Raw genomic sequence first — 18551 nt, forward strand, 5'->3', positions numbered from 1 at the left:
TAAAACCTCGCGTTTTGCTTTAATCTACCAGATGGTATTTTTCCGAGAGCACGTGTGCCAGGTGTTTGAACATATTAAACACCGCAGTGCTTTTCGCTGTCGGCAGTCCTTGCTCATCTAAAAAGTAATCGCCGGTGAACACCAGCACGCCATTACGCTGCGTGACGCCGGTGGCTTCAATTCCTGCGAGCGTGTCCTCATGCTCACGAATGATTTTGTTGGCCTCTTTCAACAGCGTTTCGCGGTCGATGGGTTGTGTCTCTTTGTTCATTATTTACTCCTTAAACAAGGACATTAGTCTACGCCAGGCATGGCATACAGACAAATATACCACGCTGGCGTCAGGAGCGCCTTACTGGCAACTTTGGATTTTGCATGCTAATAAAGTTGCGTAACGGATTTTATCAGGTACAGTGTGACGCTTTCGTCAATCTGGCAATAGATTTGCTTGACATTCGACCAAAATTCCGTCGTGCTATAGCGCCTGTAGGCCAAGACCTGTTAACTCAGTCACCGGAATTTTCGTGAACAGAGTCACGACAAGGGGTTGATATCCGCAGAGAGCGAGTCCATATCGGTAACTCGTTGCCAGTGGAAGGTTTATCAATGTGCGACGCATTCCTGGAAGAATCAAATTAGGTAAGGTGAATATGGGTAAAGCTCTTGTCATCGTTGAGTCCCCGGCAAAAGCCAAAACGATCAACAAGTATCTGGGTAGTGACTACGTGGTGAAATCCAGCGTCGGTCACATCCGCGATTTGCCGACCAGTGGCTCAGCTGCTAAAAAGAGTGCCGACTCTACCTCCACCAAAACGGCTAAAAAGCCTAAAAAGGATGAACGTGGCGCTCTCGTCAACCGTATGGGGGTTGACCCGTGGCACAATTGGGAGGCGCACTATGAAGTGTTGCCTGGTAAAGAGAAGGTCGTCTCTGAACTGAAACAACTGGCTGAAAAAGCCGACCACATCTATCTCGCAACCGACCTTGACCGCGAAGGGGAAGCCATTGCATGGCACCTGCGGGAAGTGATTGGGGGTGATGATGCGCGTTATAGCCGAGTGGTGTTTAACGAAATTACTAAAAACGCGATCCGCCAGGCGTTCAACAAACCCGGCGAACTGAATATTGATCGTGTTAATGCCCAGCAGGCGCGTCGCTTTATGGATCGCGTCGTGGGTTATATGGTTTCTCCGCTGCTGTGGAAAAAGATCGCTCGCGGTCTTTCCGCCGGGCGTGTGCAATCCGTAGCGGTTCGCCTGGTGGTTGAGCGTGAGCGTGAAATTAAAGCCTTCGTGCCGGAAGAATTCTGGGAAGTCGATGCCAGCACGACTACGCCATCTGGCGAAGCGTTGGCTTTGCAGGTGACTCATCAGAACGACAAACCGTTCCGCCCGGTCAACAAAGAACAAACTCTGGCTGCGGTAAGTCTGCTGGAAAAAGCGCGCTACAGCGTGCTGGAACGTGAAGACAAACCGACAACCAGTAAACCTGGCGCTCCTTTTATTACCTCTACGCTGCAACAAGCTGCCAGCACCCGTCTTGGTTTTGGCGTGAAAAAAACCATGATGATGGCGCAGCGTCTGTATGAAGCAGGCTATATCACTTACATGCGTACCGACTCCACTAACCTGAGTCAGGACGCGGTAAACATGGTTCGCGGTTATATCAGCGATAATTTTGGTAATAAATATCTGCCGGAAAGTCCAAACCAATACGCCAGCAAAGAAAACTCACAGGAAGCGCACGAAGCAATTCGTCCTTCTGACGTCAATGTGATGGCGGAATCGCTGAAAGATATGGAAGCAGATGCGCAGAAGCTGTACCAGTTAATCTGGCGTCAGTTTGTTGCCTGTCAGATGACCCCGGCGAAATATGACTCCACCACGCTGACCGTTGGCGCGGGTGACTTCCGCCTGAAAGCGCGCGGTCGTATTCTGCGTTTCGACGGCTGGACGAAAGTTATGCCAGCTCTGCGTAAAGGCGATGAAGATCGTATTTTACCGGCTGTCGATAAAGGTGACTCCCTGTCGCTTGTTGAACTGACGCCTGCGCAGCACTTTACCAAGCCGCCAGCTCGTTTTAGCGAAGCTTCTCTGGTTAAAGAGCTGGAAAAACGCGGGATCGGTCGTCCGTCTACTTATGCGTCGATCATTTCGACCATTCAGGATCGCGGCTATGTGCGTGTGGAAAACCGTCGCTTCTATGCGGAAAAAATGGGTGAGATCGTTACCGATCGCCTGGAAGAAAATTTCCGCGAGTTAATGAATTACGACTTTACCGCGCAGATGGAAAACAGCCTCGACCAGGTGGCAAATCACGAAGCAGAGTGGAAAGCTGTACTGGATCACTTCTTCTCTGATTTCACTCAGCAGCTTGATAAAGCGGAAAAAGATCCGGAAGAGGGCGGTATGCGCCCGAACCAGATGGTTCTGACCAGCATTGACTGCCCGACCTGTGGTCGAAAAATGGGGATTCGCACCGCCAGCACCGGGGTATTCCTGGGCTGTTCCGGTTATGCGCTGTCGCCGAAAGAGCGTTGCAAAACCACCATCAACCTGGTGCCGGAAAACGAAGTGCTTAACGTGCTGGAAGGCGAAGACGCTGAAACCAACGCGCTGCGCGCCAAACGTCGTTGCCCGAAATGCGGTACAGCGATGGACAGCTATCTCATCGATCCGAAACGTAAGTTGCATGTTTGTGGTAATAATCCAACCTGCGACGGTTATGAGATCGAAGAGGGCGAATTCCGTATTAAAGGTTATGACGGCCCGATCGTTGAGTGTGAAAAATGTGGTTCTGAAATGCACCTGAAAATGGGGCGTTTCGGTAAATACATGGCCTGCACCAATGAAGAGTGTAAAAACACACGTAAGATTTTACGTAACGGTGAAGTCGCGCCGCCGAAAGAAGATCCGGTTCCGCTGCCAGAATTACCGTGCGAAAAATCGGATGCTTATTTCGTGCTGCGTGATGGCGCTGCCGGTGTGTTCCTGGCTGCCAATACTTTCCCGAAATCACGTGAAACGCGTGCGCCGCTGGTGGAAGAGCTTTATCGCTTCCGCGACCGTTTACCAGAAAAATTGCGTTATCTGGCTGATGCGCCACAGCAAGATCCAGAAGGTAATAAGACAATGGTTCGCTTTAGCCGGAAAACCAGGCAGCAATATGTCTCTTCGGAAAAAGACGGAAAGGCAACTGGCTGGTCAGCATTTTATGTTGATGGCAAATGGGTTGAAGGGAAAAAATAACCTTTAATTCTTTCTGGTTTTTTAAAACAAAGGGTCGCAAAAGCGACCCTTTTTTATTGCATATTATTTTATCTCCACACCTATACACTAAAGCTATAAATGATATAGTGGTTATAGTTAGCACCTTTTTTATTATTAAATCGTATTAGTCACCCGTCAGGTGTGACGAAAAAACGATGTTCTGATGGCGTCTAATTGGATGGTTTAACATGAAATTACAACAACTTCGCTATATTGTTGAGGTCGTCAATCATAACCTGAACGTCTCATCAACGGCTGAAGGACTTTACACATCACAACCTGGGATCAGTAAGCAAGTCAGAATGCTGGAAGATGAGCTGGGTATTCAAATTTTTTCCCGTAGCGGCAAGCATTTGACGCAGGTTACTCCAGCCGGGCAGGAAATAATTCGTATCGCTCGTGAAGTTCTGTCGAAAGTTGATGCTATTAAATCGGTCGCCGGAGAACACACCTGGCCAGATAAAGGCTCGCTGTATATCGCCACCACGCATACTCAGGCGCGCTATGCATTACCGAATGTCATCAAAGGTTTCATTGAGCGTTATCCTCGCGTTTCTTTGCATATGCATCAGGGATCGCCAACACAAATCGCCGATGCTGTCTCTAAAGGTAATGCCGATTTCGCTATTGCCACGGAAGCACTTCATTTGTATGAAGATTTGGTGATGCTGCCATGCTATCACTGGAATCGGGCTATTGTGGTGACACCAGACCATCCGCTGGCGGGCAAAAAAGCAATTACCATTGAAGAACTGGCGCAGTATCCGTTGGTGACGTATACCTTCGGTTTTACCGGACGCTCCGAGCTGGATACCGCCTTTAACCGCGCAGGGTTGACGCCGCGTATTGTTTTCACTGCTACCGATGCTGACGTGATTAAAACTTACGTTCGATTAGGGTTGGGTGTAGGGGTGATTGCCAGCATGGCGGTGGATCCGGTTTCGGATCCCGACCTGGTTCGTGTTGATGCGCATGACATTTTCAGTCATAGCACAACCAAAATTGGTTTTCGCCGCAGTACGTTTTTGCGCAGTTATATGTATGATTTCATTCAGCGTTTTGCGCCACATTTAACTCGCGATGTCGTTGATGCCGCCGTAGCACTGCGTTCCAATGAAGAAATTGAGATCATGTTTAAAGATATCAAATTGCCGGAAAAATAATTACCTGCATTATTTCCGGCACCTTTTATGTTTTCAGGGTGCCGGAATATATCCTCTGTTCTTTTTTATTTGTCCACCGCTCACAATATAATTATCCCTGAAATCTTTATGGTAAATCGGACATAAAGTAGTGTCTAATTACCTGCCTCGCAAATGTCAGTCTTCAAATATCTATTTCAGGTCAAAAGATTGAATTATTCACTGGAGACGATTCGTAAATTAGCTGGATTTTTGGCTAAAGTTTCATTAGGATTTGTCTCATCAATTGATTAATTATACCAATCGTTTAGCGTCTTGCTGATAAGTGATGGCGATTATATGAGGTTAGCAATGCCTTCTGGAAATCAGGAACCTCGCAGGGACCCTGAATTGAAACGCAAAGCCTGGCTTGCGGTATTTCTTGGGTCTGCGCTCTTCTGGGTGCTTGTCGCACTGCTAATTTGGAAAGTGTGGGGGTAAAGCATGGTCGTTCAGGAGCAGCATCAGGTTGCTTTGCCACTGTCTCAGCATAGTGACAATGAAACGGAAACGAAACGGGAATGTTCAGTCGTTATTCCAGATGGCTGGAAACTGACGTCGCAACAGCAAGCTTTTATAGAGATGTTTGCTGAAGATGATCAGCAGAAACAATAATTATCATCATTCTTATTATCCGATATATTCGTGAATTAAACGGTTTTTAATACACCACAGCAATAAAAGGTTGAATAATTTCAACAGAAAGTAATAACAAGTGAAGGGTGTAGCCTATGATCACCACAAATATGAAATACTGGTCCTGGATGGGCGCATTTTCTCTGTCGATGCTCTTCTGGGTTGAACTCATCTGGATAGTTGCTCACTAATCTCTGACCTCGCTACGGCGAGGTTTTTCTTTTCTTATCCGCAAGGTTTCCCTCTTTTATCAATTCGGGTTGTTATCAAATCGTTACGCGGTGTTTGTGTTATCTTTAATATTCACCCTGAAGAGAATCAGGGCATCGCAACCCTGTTATTAAGGAGGAGCTATGTCGTCAACCCTACGAGAAGCCAGTAAGGACACTTTGCAGGCCAAAGATAAAACTTACCACTACTACAGCCTGCCGCTTGCTGCCAAATCACTGGGCGATATCACCCGTCTGCCTAAGTCACTCAAAGTTCTGCTCGAAAACCTGCTGCGCTGGCAGGATGGTAACTCGGTTACCGAAGAGGATATCCACGCGCTGGCGGGCTGGTTGAAAAATGCCCATGCTGACCGTGAAATTGCCTACCGTCCGGCAAGAGTGCTGATGCAGGACTTCACCGGCGTGCCCGCTGTCGTGGATCTTGCGGCGATGCGAGAAGCGGTAAAACGTCTCGGTGGCGATACCGCGAAAGTGAATCCGCTCTCACCGGTCGACCTGGTAATTGACCATTCGGTGACCGTCGATCGTTTTGGCGATGATGAAGCATTCGAGGAAAACGTGCGTCTGGAAATGGAGCGAAACCACGAACGTTATGTATTCCTGAAATGGGGGCAGCAGGCGTTCAGTCGTTTTAGCGTCGTGCCACCAGGCACAGGCATTTGCCATCAGGTTAACCTCGAATATCTCGGCAAAGCAGTGTGGAGTGAACTGCAGGACGGTGAATGGATTGCTTATCCGGATACGCTCGTCGGTACTGACTCGCACACTACTATGATCAACGGTCTTGGCGTACTGGGGTGGGGCGTTGGCGGGATCGAAGCGGAAGCCGCAATGTTAGGTCAGCCGGTTTCCATGCTTATCCCGGATGTAGTGGGCTTTAAACTCAGCGGAAAATTACGTGAAGGTATCACCGCCACAGACCTGGTTCTCACCGTTACCCAGATGCTGCGTAAACATGGCGTAGTGGGGAAATTCGTCGAATTTTACGGCGATGGGCTGGATTCGCTGCCGCTGGCAGATCGCGCTACCATTGCCAATATGTCGCCAGAATATGGCGCGACCTGCGGCTTCTTCCCAATCGATGCGGTCACCCTCGATTACATGCGTTTAAGCGGGCGCAGTGAAGATCAGGTCGAACTGGTCGAAAAATATGCTAAAGCGCAGGGCATGTGGCGTAACCCGGGCGATGAACCGATTTTTACCAGTACGTTAGAACTGGACATGAATGACGTTGAAGCGAGTCTGGCGGGACCAAAACGCCCACAGGATCGCGTTGCACTGCCCGATGTACCAAAAGCTTTTGCCGCCAGTAACGAACTGGAAGTGAATGCCACGCATAAAGATCGCCAACCGGTCGATTATGTTATGAACGGACATCAGTATCAGTTGCCTGATGGTGCAGTGGTCATTGCCGCGATAACGTCGTGCACCAACACCTCTAATCCAAGTGTACTGATGGCCGCAGGCTTGCTGGCGAAAAAAGCCGTAACTCTGGGCCTCAAGCGGCAACCGTGGGTCAAAGCGTCGCTGGCACCGGGTTCAAAAGTCGTTTCTGATTATCTGGCAAAAGCGAAACTGACACCGTATCTCGACGAACTGGGGTTTAACCTTGTGGGATACGGTTGTACCACCTGTATTGGTAACTCTGGGCCGCTGCCCGATCCTATCGAAACGGCAATCAAAAAAGGCGATTTAACCGTCGGTGCGGTGCTGTCCGGCAACCGTAACTTTGAAGGCCGTATCCATCCGCTGGTTAAAACTAACTGGCTGGCTTCGCCGCCATTGGTGGTTGCCTATGCGCTGGCGGGCAATATGAATATCAATCTGGCTTCAGAGCCTATCGGTCATGATCGTAAAGGCGATCCGGTATATCTGAAAGATATCTGGCCATCAGCACAAGAAATTGCCCGTGCGGTAGCACAAGTCTCTACAGAAATGTTCCGTAAAGAGTACGCAGAAGTTTTCGAAGGGACAGCTGAGTGGAAAGAAATTAACGTTGTGCGATCCGATACCTACGGATGGCAGGATGATTCGACCTATATTCGGTTATCGCCATTTTTTGATGAGATGCAGGCAATGCCTGCGCCAGTGGAGGATATTCACGGCGCGCGGATACTCGCAATGCTGGGGGATTCGGTCACCACTGACCATATCTCTCCGGCGGGCAGTATTAAGCCCGACAGTCCGGCGGGGCGATATCTACAAGGTCGGGGTGTTGAGCGGAAAGACTTTAACTCCTACGGTTCGCGGCGTGGTAACCATGAAGTGATGATGCGCGGCACGTTTGCCAACATTCGCATTCGTAACGAAATGGTGCCTGGCGTTGAAGGGGGGATGACGCGGCATTTACCTGCCAGCGATGTTGTCTCTATTTACGATGCAGCGATGCGCTATAAGCAGGAGCAAACGCCGCTGGCGGTGATTGCCGGTAAAGAATATGGTTCTGGCTCCAGCCGTGACTGGGCGGCAAAAGGTCCGCGTCTGCTTGGTATCCGGGTGGTTATTGCCGAATCGTTTGAACGTATTCACCGCTCGAATTTAATTGGCATGGGCATTCTGCCGCTGGAATTTCCGCAAGGCGTGACGCGTAAAACATTAGGGCTGACCGGGGAAGAGAAGATTGATATTAGCGATCTGCAAAATCTACAACCCGGCGCAACGGTTCCAGTGACGCTAACGCGAGCTGATGGTAGCCAGGAAGTTATGCCGTGCCGTTGTCGTATCGACACTGCGACGGAATTAACCTATTACCAGAACGACGGGATTTTGCATTATGTCATCCGTAATATGTTGAAGTAACGAGTATTTGCTTGCCGGAAGTCAGATAACCGGCAAGCAAATTAACTTCACAACGCAAGTGGGTTATTTGTTCAACAGATGACCCATTTTTTCGGCTTTGGTATCGAGATAATGTTCGTTATTGGGGTTACGACCAACAATCAACGGCACGCGTTCAACAATATTAATCCCGGCTTCGGTCAGAATTTCGACTTTTTTCGGGTTGTTGGTTAACAAACGGACTGCATTGACACCAAGGAGTTTGAACATATCAGCGCAAAGAGTGAAGTCGCGCTCATCAGCAGCGAAGCCTAACTGGTGGTTAGCCTCTACGGTGTCGTAGCCTTGATCCTGCAATGCGTAAGCGCGAATTTTATTCAGCAGACCAATGTTACGACCTTCCTGGCGGTGATACAGCAAAATACCACGGCCTTCTTCGGCGATTTGTGTCAGCGCCGCTTCCAGCTGGAAGCCACAATCGCAGCGCAAGCTGAACAGGGCGTCACCGGTCAGACATTCGGAATGGACGCGCGCAAGTACCGGGGTATGCCCGGAAATATCGCCATAGACTAGCGCGACATGATCGTGTCCGGTTGCCAGTTCTTCAAATCCCACCATCAGGAAATCGCCCCATGGGGTTGGCAGTTTGGCTTCTGCCACACGTTTAAGCTGCATGAAATTCTCCAGATAATGCTGGTTCTGTATTGGCTTATTTTGCCATAACGTGAAGGCGTTCACCTAATCACGACGCGTCGATCGTTCACTGAATGGCACAAATCTGTCAATTTTTCCAGGTCAGGGCATTTTCAGTTATGATTGTGAGACTTATAAGAAAGGAGAGACCATGCGTTCGATTGCCAGACGTACCGCAGTTGGAGCTGCACTATTACTTATCATGCCTGTAGCGGTATGGATTTCTGGCTGGCGTTGGCAACCAGGAGAGCAAAATGGGTTGTTAAAAGCGGCCTTTTGGGTCACTGAAACCGTCACTCAGCCCTGGGGCGTCATTACGCATCTGATTTTATTCGGTTGGTTTCTCTGGTGTCTGCGCTTTCGTATCAAAGCTGCAATTATGTTGTTTGCCATACTGGCAGCGGCGATCCTTGTCGGGCAAGCGGTAAAATCCTGGATTAAAGACAAAGTTCAGGAGCCGCGCCCGTTTGTTATCTGGCTGGAAAAAACACATCATATTCCGGTTGATGAGTTCTACACTTTAAAGCGTGCAGAGCGCGGAAATTTAGTGAAAGAACAGTTGGCTGAAGAGAAAAATATTCCGCAATATTTGCGTTCTCATTGGCAGAAAGAGACCGGTTTTGCCTTTCCTTCTGGTCACACAATGTTTGCTGCCAGTTGGGCTCTGCTGGCCGTTGGGTTGTTATGGCCGCGTCGGCGAACCGTAACCATTGCACTCTTGCTGGTTTGGGCAATGGGAGTCATGGGAAGCCGCCTGCTGCTTGGGATGCATTGGCCGCGCGATCTGGTGGTGGCTACGTTGATTTCGTGGGCGCTGGTCGCGGTAGCAACCTGGCTTGCGCAACGTATTTGTGGGCCATTAACACCACCACCGGAAGAAAATCGTGAGATAGCGCAACGAGAACAAGAAAGTTAATACTGGTTGAATTTCCGAATTTAACCCTCAAATCATCAACAATGATTGTGGCTACCATTTCGCAGACGTCGTGAAAATGGTAATTTAAAGGGCTATTGCGGTAAATTGACCATAATTTATTCGCTCTAACCACATAACGGGAAGTAATGTGAAATATTTACTCATTTTCTTACTGGTGTTAGCGATTTTTGTGATTTCCGTCACATTGGGTGCGCAAAATGATCAACAGGTAACGTTTAATTATCTGTTAGCGCAAGGGGAGTATCGTATCTCCACATTGCTCGCTGTATTGTTTGCTGCGGGTTTTGCTATTGGTTGGTTGATTTGTGGCCTTTTCTGGCTGCGAGTTCGTGTTTCTCTGGTACGCGCTGAACGTAAAATAAAGCGACTGGAAAACCAGCTTTCACCTGCGACTGGCGTGGCGGTAGCGCCTGATTCGTCAGTGGCGAAGGAATAACTTTCTATGCTGGAGTTGTTGTTTCTGCTCTTGCCTGTAGCCGCTGCCTATGGCTGGTATATGGGCCGCAGAAGTGCGCAACAAAACAAGCAAGATGAAGCCAACCGCCTGTCACGTGATTACGTAGCAGGGGTTAACTTCCTGCTTAGTAATCAACAGGATAAAGCGGTTGATCTGTTCCTCGATATGCTCAAAGAGGACACCGGCACCGTTGAAGCCCACCTTACGCTCGGAAACCTGTTCCGTTCGCGTGGCGAAGTCGATCGCGCGATTCGTATTCATCAAACCTTAATGGAAAGTGCCTCGTTGACCTATGAGCAACGCTTGCTGGCAATTCAGCAACTGGGGCGTGATTACATGGCGGCGGGTTTATACGATCGTGCGGAAGATATGTTTAATCAACTGACCGATGAAACGGACTTCCGTGTTGGCGCATTGCAACAGCTGTTACAAATCTATCAGTCCACCAGTGAATGGCAGAAAGCAATTGATGTTGCAGAACGCCTGGTGAAGCTGGGCAAAGATAAGCAACGCGTTGAGATCGCCCATTTCTACTGTGAACTGGCGCTCCAGCACATGGCCAGCGACGATCTTGATCGCGCTATGACCTTGTTGAAAAAAGGGGCGGCGGCAGACAAAAACAGCGCCCGCGTATCCATCATGATGGGACGTGTGTTTATGGCGAAAGGAGAATACGCCAAAGCGGTCGAAAGCCTGCAACGCGTCATTTCCCAGGACAGAGAACTGGTCAGCGAAACGCTGGAAATGCTGCAAACCTGCTATCAGCAACTGGGTAAAACTGCCGAATGGGCAGAGTTCCTGCAACGCGCGGTGGAAGAGAATACCGGTGCCGATGCTGAATTGATGCTTGCAGACATTATCGAAGCGCGCGACGGCAGTGATGCCGCACAGGTCTATATTACGCGCCAGCTACAACGTCACCCGACCATGCGCGTGTTCCACAAGTTAATGGATTACCACCTGAATGAAGCAGAAGAAGGGCGCGCTAAAGAGAGCCTGATGGTGCTGCGTGACATGGTAGGTGAGAAGGTGCGTAGTAAGCCGCGTTATCGTTGCCAGAAGTGTGGTTTTACTGCATATACGCTCTACTGGCATTGCCCGTCATGTCGGGCGTGGTCAACCATTAAACCTATTCGCGGCCTTGATGGCCTGTAATTTTTAAAAAAAATCCAGCTTTAGTTACAACATCCTAATGGTTGTTCCCACATTTTGCTTCGGCAACTCCAGCGTAAAAAAGCCTGGCAGGGGAAAAATCGCAACTGTTAATTTTTTATTTCCACGGGTAGAATGCACGCCGTTTACCTGTTTCGCGCCACTTCCGGTGCCCATCATCAAGAAGGTCTGGTCATGACGTTAACTGCTTCATCTTCTTCCCGCGCTGTTACGAATTCTCCTGTCGTTGTTGCCCTTGATTACCATAATCGTGACGCCGCGCTGGCATTTGTCGACAAGATCGACCCACGTGATTGTCGTCTGAAAGTCGGCAAAGAGATGTTTACGCTGTTTGGGCCGCAGTTTGTGCATGAACTGCAACATCGTGGTTTTGATATTTTCCTCGATCTGAAATTTCACGACATTCCCAACACCGCAGCGCACGCTGTGGCTGCAGCGGCTGACTTAGGCGTGTGGATGGTTAACGTTCATGCCTCCGGTGGGGCACGTATGATGACCGCAGCGCGTGAGGCTCTGGTTCCGTTTGGTAAAGATGCACCGTTATTAATTGCCGTGACTGTATTGACCAGCATGGAAGCCAGTGACCTGACCGATCTTGGCGTGACACTGTCACCAGCGGATTATGCAGAACGTCTGGCGGCATTGACGCAAAAATGTGGGCTTGATGGTGTGGTGTGTTCTGCTCAGGAAGCTGTGCGTTTTAAACAGGTATTCGGTCAGGAGTTCAAACTGGTTACGCCGGGCATTCGTCCGCAGGGGAGTGACGCTGGTGACCAGCGCCGTATTATGACGCCAGAACAAGCGTTGGCGGCTGGAGTTGATTATATGGTGATTGGTCGCCCGGTAACGCAATCGGCAGATCCAGCGCAAACGCTGAAAGCGATCAACGCCTCATTACAACGGAGTGCATGATGAGTGATTCCAATAGCCGTCTGGTTTACTCAACGGAAACCGGACGTATTGATGAGCCAAAAGCGGCCCCTGTACGCCCTAAAGGCGACGGCGTGGTGCGCATTCAACGTCAAACCAGTGGACGTAAAGGAAAGGGCGTTTGCCTGATCACTGGAGTCGATCTCGATGATGCAGAACTGACAAAACTGGCGGCGGAGCTGAAGAAAAAATGCGGCTGCGGTGGAGCAGTAAAAGACGGAATTATCGAAATCCAGGGAGATAAGCGTGATTTATTAAAAGCACTCCTTGAAGCGAAAGGAATGAAAGTAAAACTCGCTGGCGGTTAACAAAAAAGCCACGGAAATATTCCGTGGCTTTCGTTTATTTTACTGTGTGTACTATTCAGTTATTTCGTAATGAACAGAGTCAAGCGTATTATAATTGCGAGTCGCTTATCGACATTTATTTACGATTATTTACCGACCTGGTGACCGATAATACCACCAACTGCTGCACCACCTAATGTACCCAGCGTGCTGCCATCAGTCAGTACTGCACCACCTAAAGCCCCTGCACCCGCACCGATTGCGGTGTTACGGTCTCGTTTTGACCAATTAGAACAGGCGCTTAGAGACATTGCCAGTGTAATTGCCAGAACAGCTGCGGTCATTTTTTTGCTCGTTACAAACATAATACTCTCTCCTGAATTTATGATTCACGGAAGTAAGCTCTCTATAACTATAATAGTTTAGAATACGCCTGGTAAAATAATTCCGTGAAATCTTCTCGCGCGCAGGGTTATATCACGCAGGTGATAGTGACTTCCTGTTATATCGCTGATAATAAGTTTATAACTTTAGGATGTTAATAACAGGTAAATAGTCTTAATTATCAACCAGGAATCATCTTAGAGCGGATGATTTGCGTCGGGGCAAACCATCCGTAGGGAGGGAAAGTGATTATATGTCAACGACGTGAACGATTAATTTACTGTGTTCCAAAAGCATCATATCGCTGGCGCGAATCTTCGAATCGGTTATAACACGTTTGATTCTCTCCACAGGACCGATGGAGTAAGAGTGTACGGCACCAAACTTAGAACTGTCAGTCAGGACTATGGTTTCGCATTCTTTTTCCAGCACGGCATTGACCACATCGGTACGCATCATGTCGCGACCTGTAAATCCAGTTTCAGGTTGCCAGCCATCGATACCAATAAATGCCTTACTGAAATGCACCTGTTGGATGCACTGACGTGTCAGTGGCCCAACCATACTTTCGCTTTTTTTCTGGTACACGCCGCCAAGTAAAATGACCTCACAAGGCGCGTCTTTCAGTAAATGCGCTATATAGCTGCTGACCGTAATGATGGTGACATTTTTCTTCTGCTCACCTAATGTGCGAGCCAGAAGGGCGTTACTGCTACCATTCTCGATAAAGATGGTTTCACCCGGTTGAACCAGTGAGGCGGCAAACTCGGCGAGTTCACGCTTCAGCGTATAATTACTCATCATACGGGTTTCGACGTCATCACTATCAAGCGAAACTGCAAAGCCATGTGCACGGCGTAGATAGCTAAGTTTTTCGAGGGTGTTGAGATCCTGGCGAATGGTAACTTCGGAAACTCCAGTGGCTTTCGCCAGATCGGTTACGCTAACCTGACCCTGCTCAATGACCATCTGTAGAATAGTTTGTTGTCGGGAATTCATCGCTGTAATTCTTATAACGTTATAATACTAAATAAAAAATGCTGACGTGCCGGGCATCCTTAAATAGGGAAAACTGAAAGCACGATTGTTAAATCTCCCACGGTGCCTTCGGGATGTCTGGCGTAGATGCAGCAACCTGGCGCAACAGTTCTGCTTTAAGTATCTCGAGATTATGGATCGCAGAGTGGTAATCGCCCGCCACAAGGATATCTAACACAATATCAATACGTTCGGCAACGCGTTGGGCATCAAATTCAGACATCAGGGTATCCTCAAGGCAAAAAGTGAAAATGAATAATGCAAAAATTGCCGCTAAAAGAGAAGTGCTTAACGGCAAAGGCTAATTATCATTCATTAATACGATATGTAATGGAATTATATACCGTTACATTTATATATTCGTCTCTTTATGCGCGCTTCAGATAACGTTTATACCAGCGTTCGAAAGCTACAGCAGGCATCGGTTTGGCAAACAAAAATCCTTGTCTCTCATTGATGCCATTTTTGGTCAAAAAGGCATCTTCTTTTGTACTCTCTACACCTTCGGCAATCACCTGAAGATTGAGCGCCTGAGCCACGGCGACGATCGCACGTACCAGCGATTGCGAGACTGGCTGTTTGTGAATATCACGAACAAAAACCTGGTCGAGTTTTATAGCATCGATGGGGAATCGTGCCAGTTGGGAAAGAGAAGAGTAACCCGTGCCGAAATCATCCAGATGAACCTGTGCGCCTAATTGACTGAATTGCTGAATAACGGAAAGCGCCAACTGATCGTTTTCAATCAGACAGCTTTCAGTCAGTTCGACATCAATAGGGCAATACTCAAATTTAAGTTCCTGGAGTACCTGTTTCAGGTCAGTGAAAATGGTTTGATCGGCGAGTTGGCGTGCTGAGACATTCACCGCCACCCGAAGATTAATACCTTTATCTCTCCATTTTGCAACCTGGCGCACGACGTCGAGAATAACCCAACGGCCCAGTGGCACAATCAGACCAGACTCTTCGGCATAGGAAATAAAGTCCAGAGGGGGAATTAAGCCACGTTCGGGGGACTGCCAGCGTACCAGAGCTTCCAGACTGCGTACTTCACCGCGCCAGGTGATTTTCGGCTGATAGTGAATGACTAACTGATCGTTTTCCAGTGCTTTACGCAGGTTGGTATCCAGCCAGAGATATTCAAATACCCGTTGATTCATTTCCGGCGAAAAGACGCAAAATTGTCCTCGTCCGCCTTCTTTGGCACTGTACATTGCCGTATCGGCATGGCGAATAATCGCCGCGCTGTCTGGACCGTGTTGCGGTGAAAGTGAAATACCAATCGAGCAGCCAGTATAAACTTCGATTAAACCGATGCGAAAGGGTTGGCGCAGGCGGGTCAAAATCCGCGATGCCATTGCTTCCAGGGCACTTTGTGAGGTGTCTGGTGCGAGTACCAGAAATTCATCGCCGCCAAGACGTGCCAACACCTGATCCTGTTCAAGACAGCTTAAAATGGCCAGTGAAACCTCGCGTAACAGCTGGTCGCCAAACAAATGCCCGTAGGCATCGTTCACTTTTTTAAAATTGTCTAAATCGAGATAAACCACTCCGACCTTACTCTCGTCGGTCTGATTAATGGCGTAGTCGATTAATTCCTGCATTGCGTTACGATTCGGTAGCCCGGTGATGCTGTCAGTGTTAGCCAGGATTCGCAATCGTTCCTGGGCGTGACGTTCTTCGGTTATATCGGTGCCGGAACAGATTAAATAGATCTCATTTTTGCCGCTACCGCTGTGGACAAATTTGTTGCGAAACAGAAACAGTCGCTGACCTTTGCGCGTCTGTACCCAACGCTCGACTTCATAGGCGTTGCCACTACGAAAAAAACTGCTGTTGTTACGCCGTGAGATCGCAGCTTCACGGCGACTCATAAACAATTTAAACACGCTTTGCCCAATGACATCGTGTTCTTTCAGCCCTGTATATTCTTCACATAACCGATTAAAACGCTGGATATTCCCCCGGCTGTCCAGAATCACTATTGCGGAATGCGCTTCAGAAACTACCTGTTCGGCAAAGGAAAGTCCGTGTGATAAATCACGAGCAACCGCCGGTGTATCATGCCATGCCGACGCGTTGCCACCCCATTCGCGCTTATTGATTTTTCGTCCCACCAGATGGACAGAAAGGTCGCTCTCATCGACTGTCAGACTCATCATCAGGCTGGAGGTGATGACCGTCATTTCCCGGATGCGAGCAGCCTGTTCGGCGGATAACTGCAGAGTACGTTCAGGTTCTGTTGTTTCAGTGGTGGAAAAGCGCAAAACATCACTGTTTTCCGACAACCGCCAGTATGGGTTGTGCGATCCGAGAAAGTTGTACAACGTTGTGGACTCCCTAACGGTTTTCATGATGCATACCCTACGGTTAACGGCGAACCATGCCATTAAATGGAAGGTCCAACATGACTTACATGAAATTAATGTCGGCTAAACGTATTGTTTTTTTTATATATTTATTTGTAATCCAGTTTTGGGAAAACGCCAGTTTTCAAACGGAAGTCATTAAAAAAAATCTGCTGAGATAAAACGAATGCGAAGGGAGGGGGGAAAGCAAACGGCCCATCCGTAATGAACGAGCCGTGAAGGGGGATTACGCGACCGGGCGCGCAATAATACTGCGGGTTTCCATGCGTACTTCGGCGATGGTGACGTCGATAACGTCGGTTACTTTGTAAACTGTTTCACCTTTAATTTGTACGGTGCCGTTTTCCTGACTGCAAACCAGTTCATCGCGCACAGCGTGTAAGAATGGTGCAGGGATAAAGGCAATAGCGCCGTTATCGACCAGCCGCACACGCATACCGCCACGGCTGATATCGACGATTTCTGCCGCAAAACGGGTGTCGGTTCCGGCTTTGTCTTTCAGGAAACGTGCGTATAACCAGTCGCCGACATCACGTTCTGCCATCCGGTTAAGACGGCGACGTTCTGCCATTTGGACGGTGATTTCATCCTGCGGGCGCGTCGCTGTTTCGCCTTTGATGATCGCTTTCAGCAGACGATGGTTGATCATGTCGCCATACTTACGAATCGGTGAAGTCCAGGTGGCATACGCTTCCAGACCGAGGCCAAAGTGAGGGCCAGGTTCGGTGCTGATTTCTGCAAAAGACTGAAAACGGCGAATGCGGCTGTCAAGAAAACCTGTCGGTTGCGCATCCAGCTCACGGCGCAGTTTGCAGAAGCCGTCCAGTGTGAGCACTTCTTCGGCGTCAACATGTAGGCCGTGCGTTTTCAGTAATGCTGCCAGCGCGTCGGCATTTGCCGGATCAAAGCCCATATGTACGTTATAGATACCGAAACCGAGCTTATCGCGCAGCACGCGAGCCGCACAAATGTTAGCGGCGATCATCGCTTCTTCGACGATACGGTTAGCAATACGACGCGGTTCAGCGACGATATCCAACACTTCACCTTTTTCACCGAGAATAAAACGGTAATCCGGGCGATCTTTAAACACCAACGCATGGTTATTACGCCATTCGCCGCGACGCTGGCAAATTTGCGCTAACAGGCGGATTTGTTCCGCAATCGCATCACTTTCTGGCTGCCAGTCACCGGTGTTTTCCAACCAATCTGAAACCTGGTCATAAACCAGCTTGGCTTTGGATTCGATGGTAGCAGCAAAAAATTCGATGTCGTCTTCAATGGTGCCGTCAGCGGATAGCGTCATCCGACATGCCAGCACCGGACGCACTTCATTGGCACGCAGGGAGCAGAGGTCGTCGGAAAGTTCCCGTGGCAGCATTGGGATATTGAAGCCTGGCAGATAGTTGGTGAACGCACGAATTCTCGCGGCTTTGTCCAGCTTGCTGCCTTCTGCGATCCACGCGGTTGGGTCGGCAATCGCGACAATCAACTGTAGTTTGTCATCCGGCAACGCCTTAGCGAAAAGGGCATCATCCATATCCTCCGTGCTGGCGCTGTCAATGGTGACAAAGTCCAGAGCAGTCAGATCTTCACGTTGCAGACCTTCATCGAGCATTTCGGTAGCAACACCGTCTGGCGCTTCTTTTTCCAGATTATGGCGTGCCAGGGTTACCCACCACGGTACGAAGTGGTCGTCACCAAAAGTGATGTATTGTGTCAGTTCCGCATAGAAGGAGCGATCGCCTTTCAACGGATGGCGGCGCATTTCGGCAACCGCCCAGTCGCCTTCTTTAAACTCATGGGTCAGGCCACGAGCCGCGCGACAAGGAATGGCGTCTTTTAAGAGTGGATGATCAGGAACGATGGTCAGACGATCATTTTTACCCTGAACTTTACCCACGAAACGAGTCAGAAACGGTTCAACCAGTTCTTCTGGCTCTGCGGATTCACGTTCTTTTTCACTGTGGATCACCGCGATAATTCGGTCGCCATGCATGACTTTTTTCATCTGCGGCGGCGGAATGAAATAACTTTTCTGTGCGTCGACTTCCAGGAAGCCAAAGCCTTTTTCAGTGGCTTTTACCACCCCTTCAGCGCGGGGCGTCTGGGAGTGCAGTTGCTGTTTAAGCTGCGCTAGCAGCGGGTTGTCCTGAAACATAATTGTCTATTTTGGTGGCCATTAGAGC

20 protein-coding genes are annotated in these 18551 nt (G+C 49.0%); 13 read left to right on the top strand and 7 right to left on the bottom strand.

Annotated elements, in window-relative coordinates:
- Positions 1 to 19 precede the first annotated feature (19 nt).
- The gene (locus C3D30_RS12875) at positions 20 to 271 is read right to left on the bottom strand and encodes a YciN family protein (RefSeq protein WP_001031530.1); all 252 of its coding nucleotides are present in this window, start codon (positions 269 to 271) and stop codon (positions 20 to 22) included.
- A gap of 379 nt (positions 272 to 650) precedes the next feature.
- Here C3D30_RS12875 and topA point away from each other — a divergent pair, with 379 nt between their 5' ends.
- The 6 genes from topA to acnA all read left to right on the top strand — a co-directional run bounded on the left by topA (position 651) and on the right by acnA (position 8115).
- Positions 651 to 3248 carry a type I DNA topoisomerase gene (gene topA / locus C3D30_RS12885; RefSeq protein WP_010350249.1) on the top strand — a complete coding sequence of 866 codons (2598 nt, stop codon included), beginning with the start codon at positions 651 to 653 and terminating at the stop codon, positions 3246 to 3248.
- A gap of 209 nt (positions 3249 to 3457) precedes the next feature.
- A complete protein-coding gene (gene cysB / locus C3D30_RS12895) occupies positions 3458 to 4432 on the top strand; it encodes an HTH-type transcriptional regulator CysB (RefSeq protein WP_000776255.1) in 975 nt (324 codons plus the stop codon).
- 318 nt (positions 4433 to 4750) lie between these two features.
- On the top strand, positions 4751 to 4891 hold the full coding sequence (locus tag C3D30_RS12900; RefSeq protein ID WP_001234284.1) for a YmiA family putative membrane protein: 141 nt from the start codon (positions 4751 to 4753) through the stop codon (positions 4889 to 4891).
- 3 nt (positions 4892 to 4894) lie between these two features.
- Positions 4895 to 5065, top strand: coding sequence for a YciX family protein (locus C3D30_RS12905; protein WP_000261430.1), 171 nt, complete (start codon positions 4895 to 4897; stop codon positions 5063 to 5065).
- 116 nt (positions 5066 to 5181) lie between these two features.
- Complete coding sequence (gene ymiC / locus C3D30_RS20365) at positions 5182 to 5277, top strand: small membrane protein YmiC (RefSeq protein WP_016158389.1); 96 nt, start codon at positions 5182 to 5184, stop codon at positions 5275 to 5277.
- Between the two features lie 162 nt (positions 5278 to 5439).
- Positions 5440 to 8115: an aconitate hydratase AcnA gene (gene acnA / locus C3D30_RS12915; RefSeq protein ID WP_000099544.1), complete on the top strand. Its 2676-nt coding sequence runs from the start codon at positions 5440 to 5442 to the stop codon at positions 8113 to 8115.
- A 63-nt stretch (positions 8116 to 8178) separates the two neighbouring features.
- On the opposite strand, the gene ribA is transcribed toward acnA, so the two are convergent.
- Positions 8179 to 8769 (bottom strand): GTP cyclohydrolase II, encoded by a 591-nt coding sequence (ribA, locus tag C3D30_RS12920; RefSeq protein ID WP_001176292.1) that lies wholly within the window; start codon positions 8767 to 8769, stop codon positions 8179 to 8181.
- A 169-nt stretch (positions 8770 to 8938) separates the two neighbouring features.
- Between ribA and pgpB the strand changes: the two genes are divergently transcribed.
- From pgpB to yciH, 5 genes are all read left to right on the top strand, one after another.
- Positions 8939 to 9703 carry a phosphatidylglycerophosphatase B gene (gene pgpB / locus C3D30_RS12925; RefSeq protein ID WP_105286955.1) on the top strand — a complete coding sequence of 255 codons (765 nt, stop codon included), beginning with the start codon at positions 8939 to 8941 and terminating at the stop codon, positions 9701 to 9703.
- Between the two features lie 148 nt (positions 9704 to 9851).
- Complete coding sequence (lapA, locus tag C3D30_RS12930) at positions 9852 to 10160, top strand: lipopolysaccharide assembly protein LapA (protein WP_000876294.1); 309 nt, start codon at positions 9852 to 9854, stop codon at positions 10158 to 10160.
- A gap of 6 nt (positions 10161 to 10166) precedes the next feature.
- Positions 10167 to 11336 carry a lipopolysaccharide assembly protein LapB gene (gene lapB / locus C3D30_RS12935; protein WP_000891364.1) on the top strand — a complete coding sequence of 390 codons (1170 nt, stop codon included), beginning with the start codon at positions 10167 to 10169 and terminating at the stop codon, positions 11334 to 11336.
- A gap of 192 nt (positions 11337 to 11528) precedes the next feature.
- Entirely contained in the window at positions 11529 to 12266 is a 738-nt protein-coding gene (gene pyrF / locus C3D30_RS12940; protein ID WP_024191126.1) for an orotidine-5'-phosphate decarboxylase, read from the top strand.
- Positions 12266 to 12592, top strand: a complete 327-nt coding sequence (gene yciH / locus C3D30_RS12945; protein ID WP_010355617.1) for a stress response translation initiation inhibitor YciH — start codon at positions 12266 to 12268, stop codon at positions 12590 to 12592. Before pyrF ends, yciH begins: the two co-directional genes overlap by 1 nt.
- 125 nt (positions 12593 to 12717) lie before the next feature.
- Here the strand turns inward: yciH and osmB are convergent, their stop codons facing one another.
- The 3 genes from osmB to C3D30_RS12960 all read right to left on the bottom strand — a co-directional run bounded on the left by osmB (position 12718) and on the right by C3D30_RS12960 (position 14216).
- Positions 12718 to 12936 carry an osmotically-inducible lipoprotein OsmB gene (gene osmB / locus C3D30_RS12950; protein ID WP_000498252.1) on the bottom strand — a complete coding sequence of 73 codons (219 nt, stop codon included), beginning with the start codon at positions 12934 to 12936 and terminating at the stop codon, positions 12718 to 12720.
- A 268-nt stretch (positions 12937 to 13204) separates the two neighbouring features.
- Entirely contained in the window at positions 13205 to 13954 is a 750-nt protein-coding gene (gene yciT, locus C3D30_RS12955) for a DNA-binding transcriptional regulator YciT (RefSeq protein ID WP_001088634.1), read from the bottom strand.
- An 88-nt stretch (positions 13955 to 14042) separates the two neighbouring features.
- Positions 14043 to 14216 carry a YciZ family protein gene (locus tag C3D30_RS12960; protein WP_001288366.1) on the bottom strand — a complete coding sequence of 58 codons (174 nt, stop codon included), beginning with the start codon at positions 14214 to 14216 and terminating at the stop codon, positions 14043 to 14045.
- A 35-nt stretch (positions 14217 to 14251) separates the two neighbouring features.
- Between C3D30_RS12960 and C3D30_RS20865 the strand changes: the two genes are divergently transcribed.
- A complete protein-coding gene (locus C3D30_RS20865; protein ID WP_225762567.1) occupies positions 14252 to 14380 on the top strand; it encodes a hypothetical protein in 129 nt (42 codons plus the stop codon).
- Here the strand turns inward: C3D30_RS20865 and pdeR are convergent.
- Positions 14362 to 16347, bottom strand: a complete 1986-nt coding sequence (gene pdeR / locus C3D30_RS12965) for a cyclic di-GMP phosphodiesterase (protein ID WP_016158387.1) — start codon at positions 16345 to 16347, stop codon at positions 14362 to 14364. The genes C3D30_RS20865 and pdeR overlap by 19 nt on opposite strands.
- A gap of 53 nt (positions 16348 to 16400) precedes the next feature.
- Between pdeR and C3D30_RS12970 the strand changes: the two genes are divergently transcribed.
- Positions 16401 to 16523, top strand: a complete 123-nt coding sequence (locus C3D30_RS12970) for a hypothetical protein (RefSeq protein ID WP_000221850.1) — start codon at positions 16401 to 16403, stop codon at positions 16521 to 16523.
- 65 nt (positions 16524 to 16588) lie between these two features.
- Here C3D30_RS12970 and C3D30_RS12975 read toward each other — a convergent pair whose 3' ends face one another.
- A complete protein-coding gene (locus tag C3D30_RS12975; RefSeq protein WP_105286956.1) occupies positions 16589 to 18523 on the bottom strand; it encodes an exoribonuclease II in 1935 nt (644 codons plus the stop codon).
- Between the last annotated feature and the right edge of the window lie 28 nt (positions 18524 to 18551).

Source organism: Escherichia sp. MOD1-EC5433 (assembly GCF_002966005.1).
Taxonomy (GTDB): domain Bacteria; phylum Pseudomonadota; class Gammaproteobacteria; order Enterobacterales; family Enterobacteriaceae; genus Escherichia; species Escherichia ruysiae.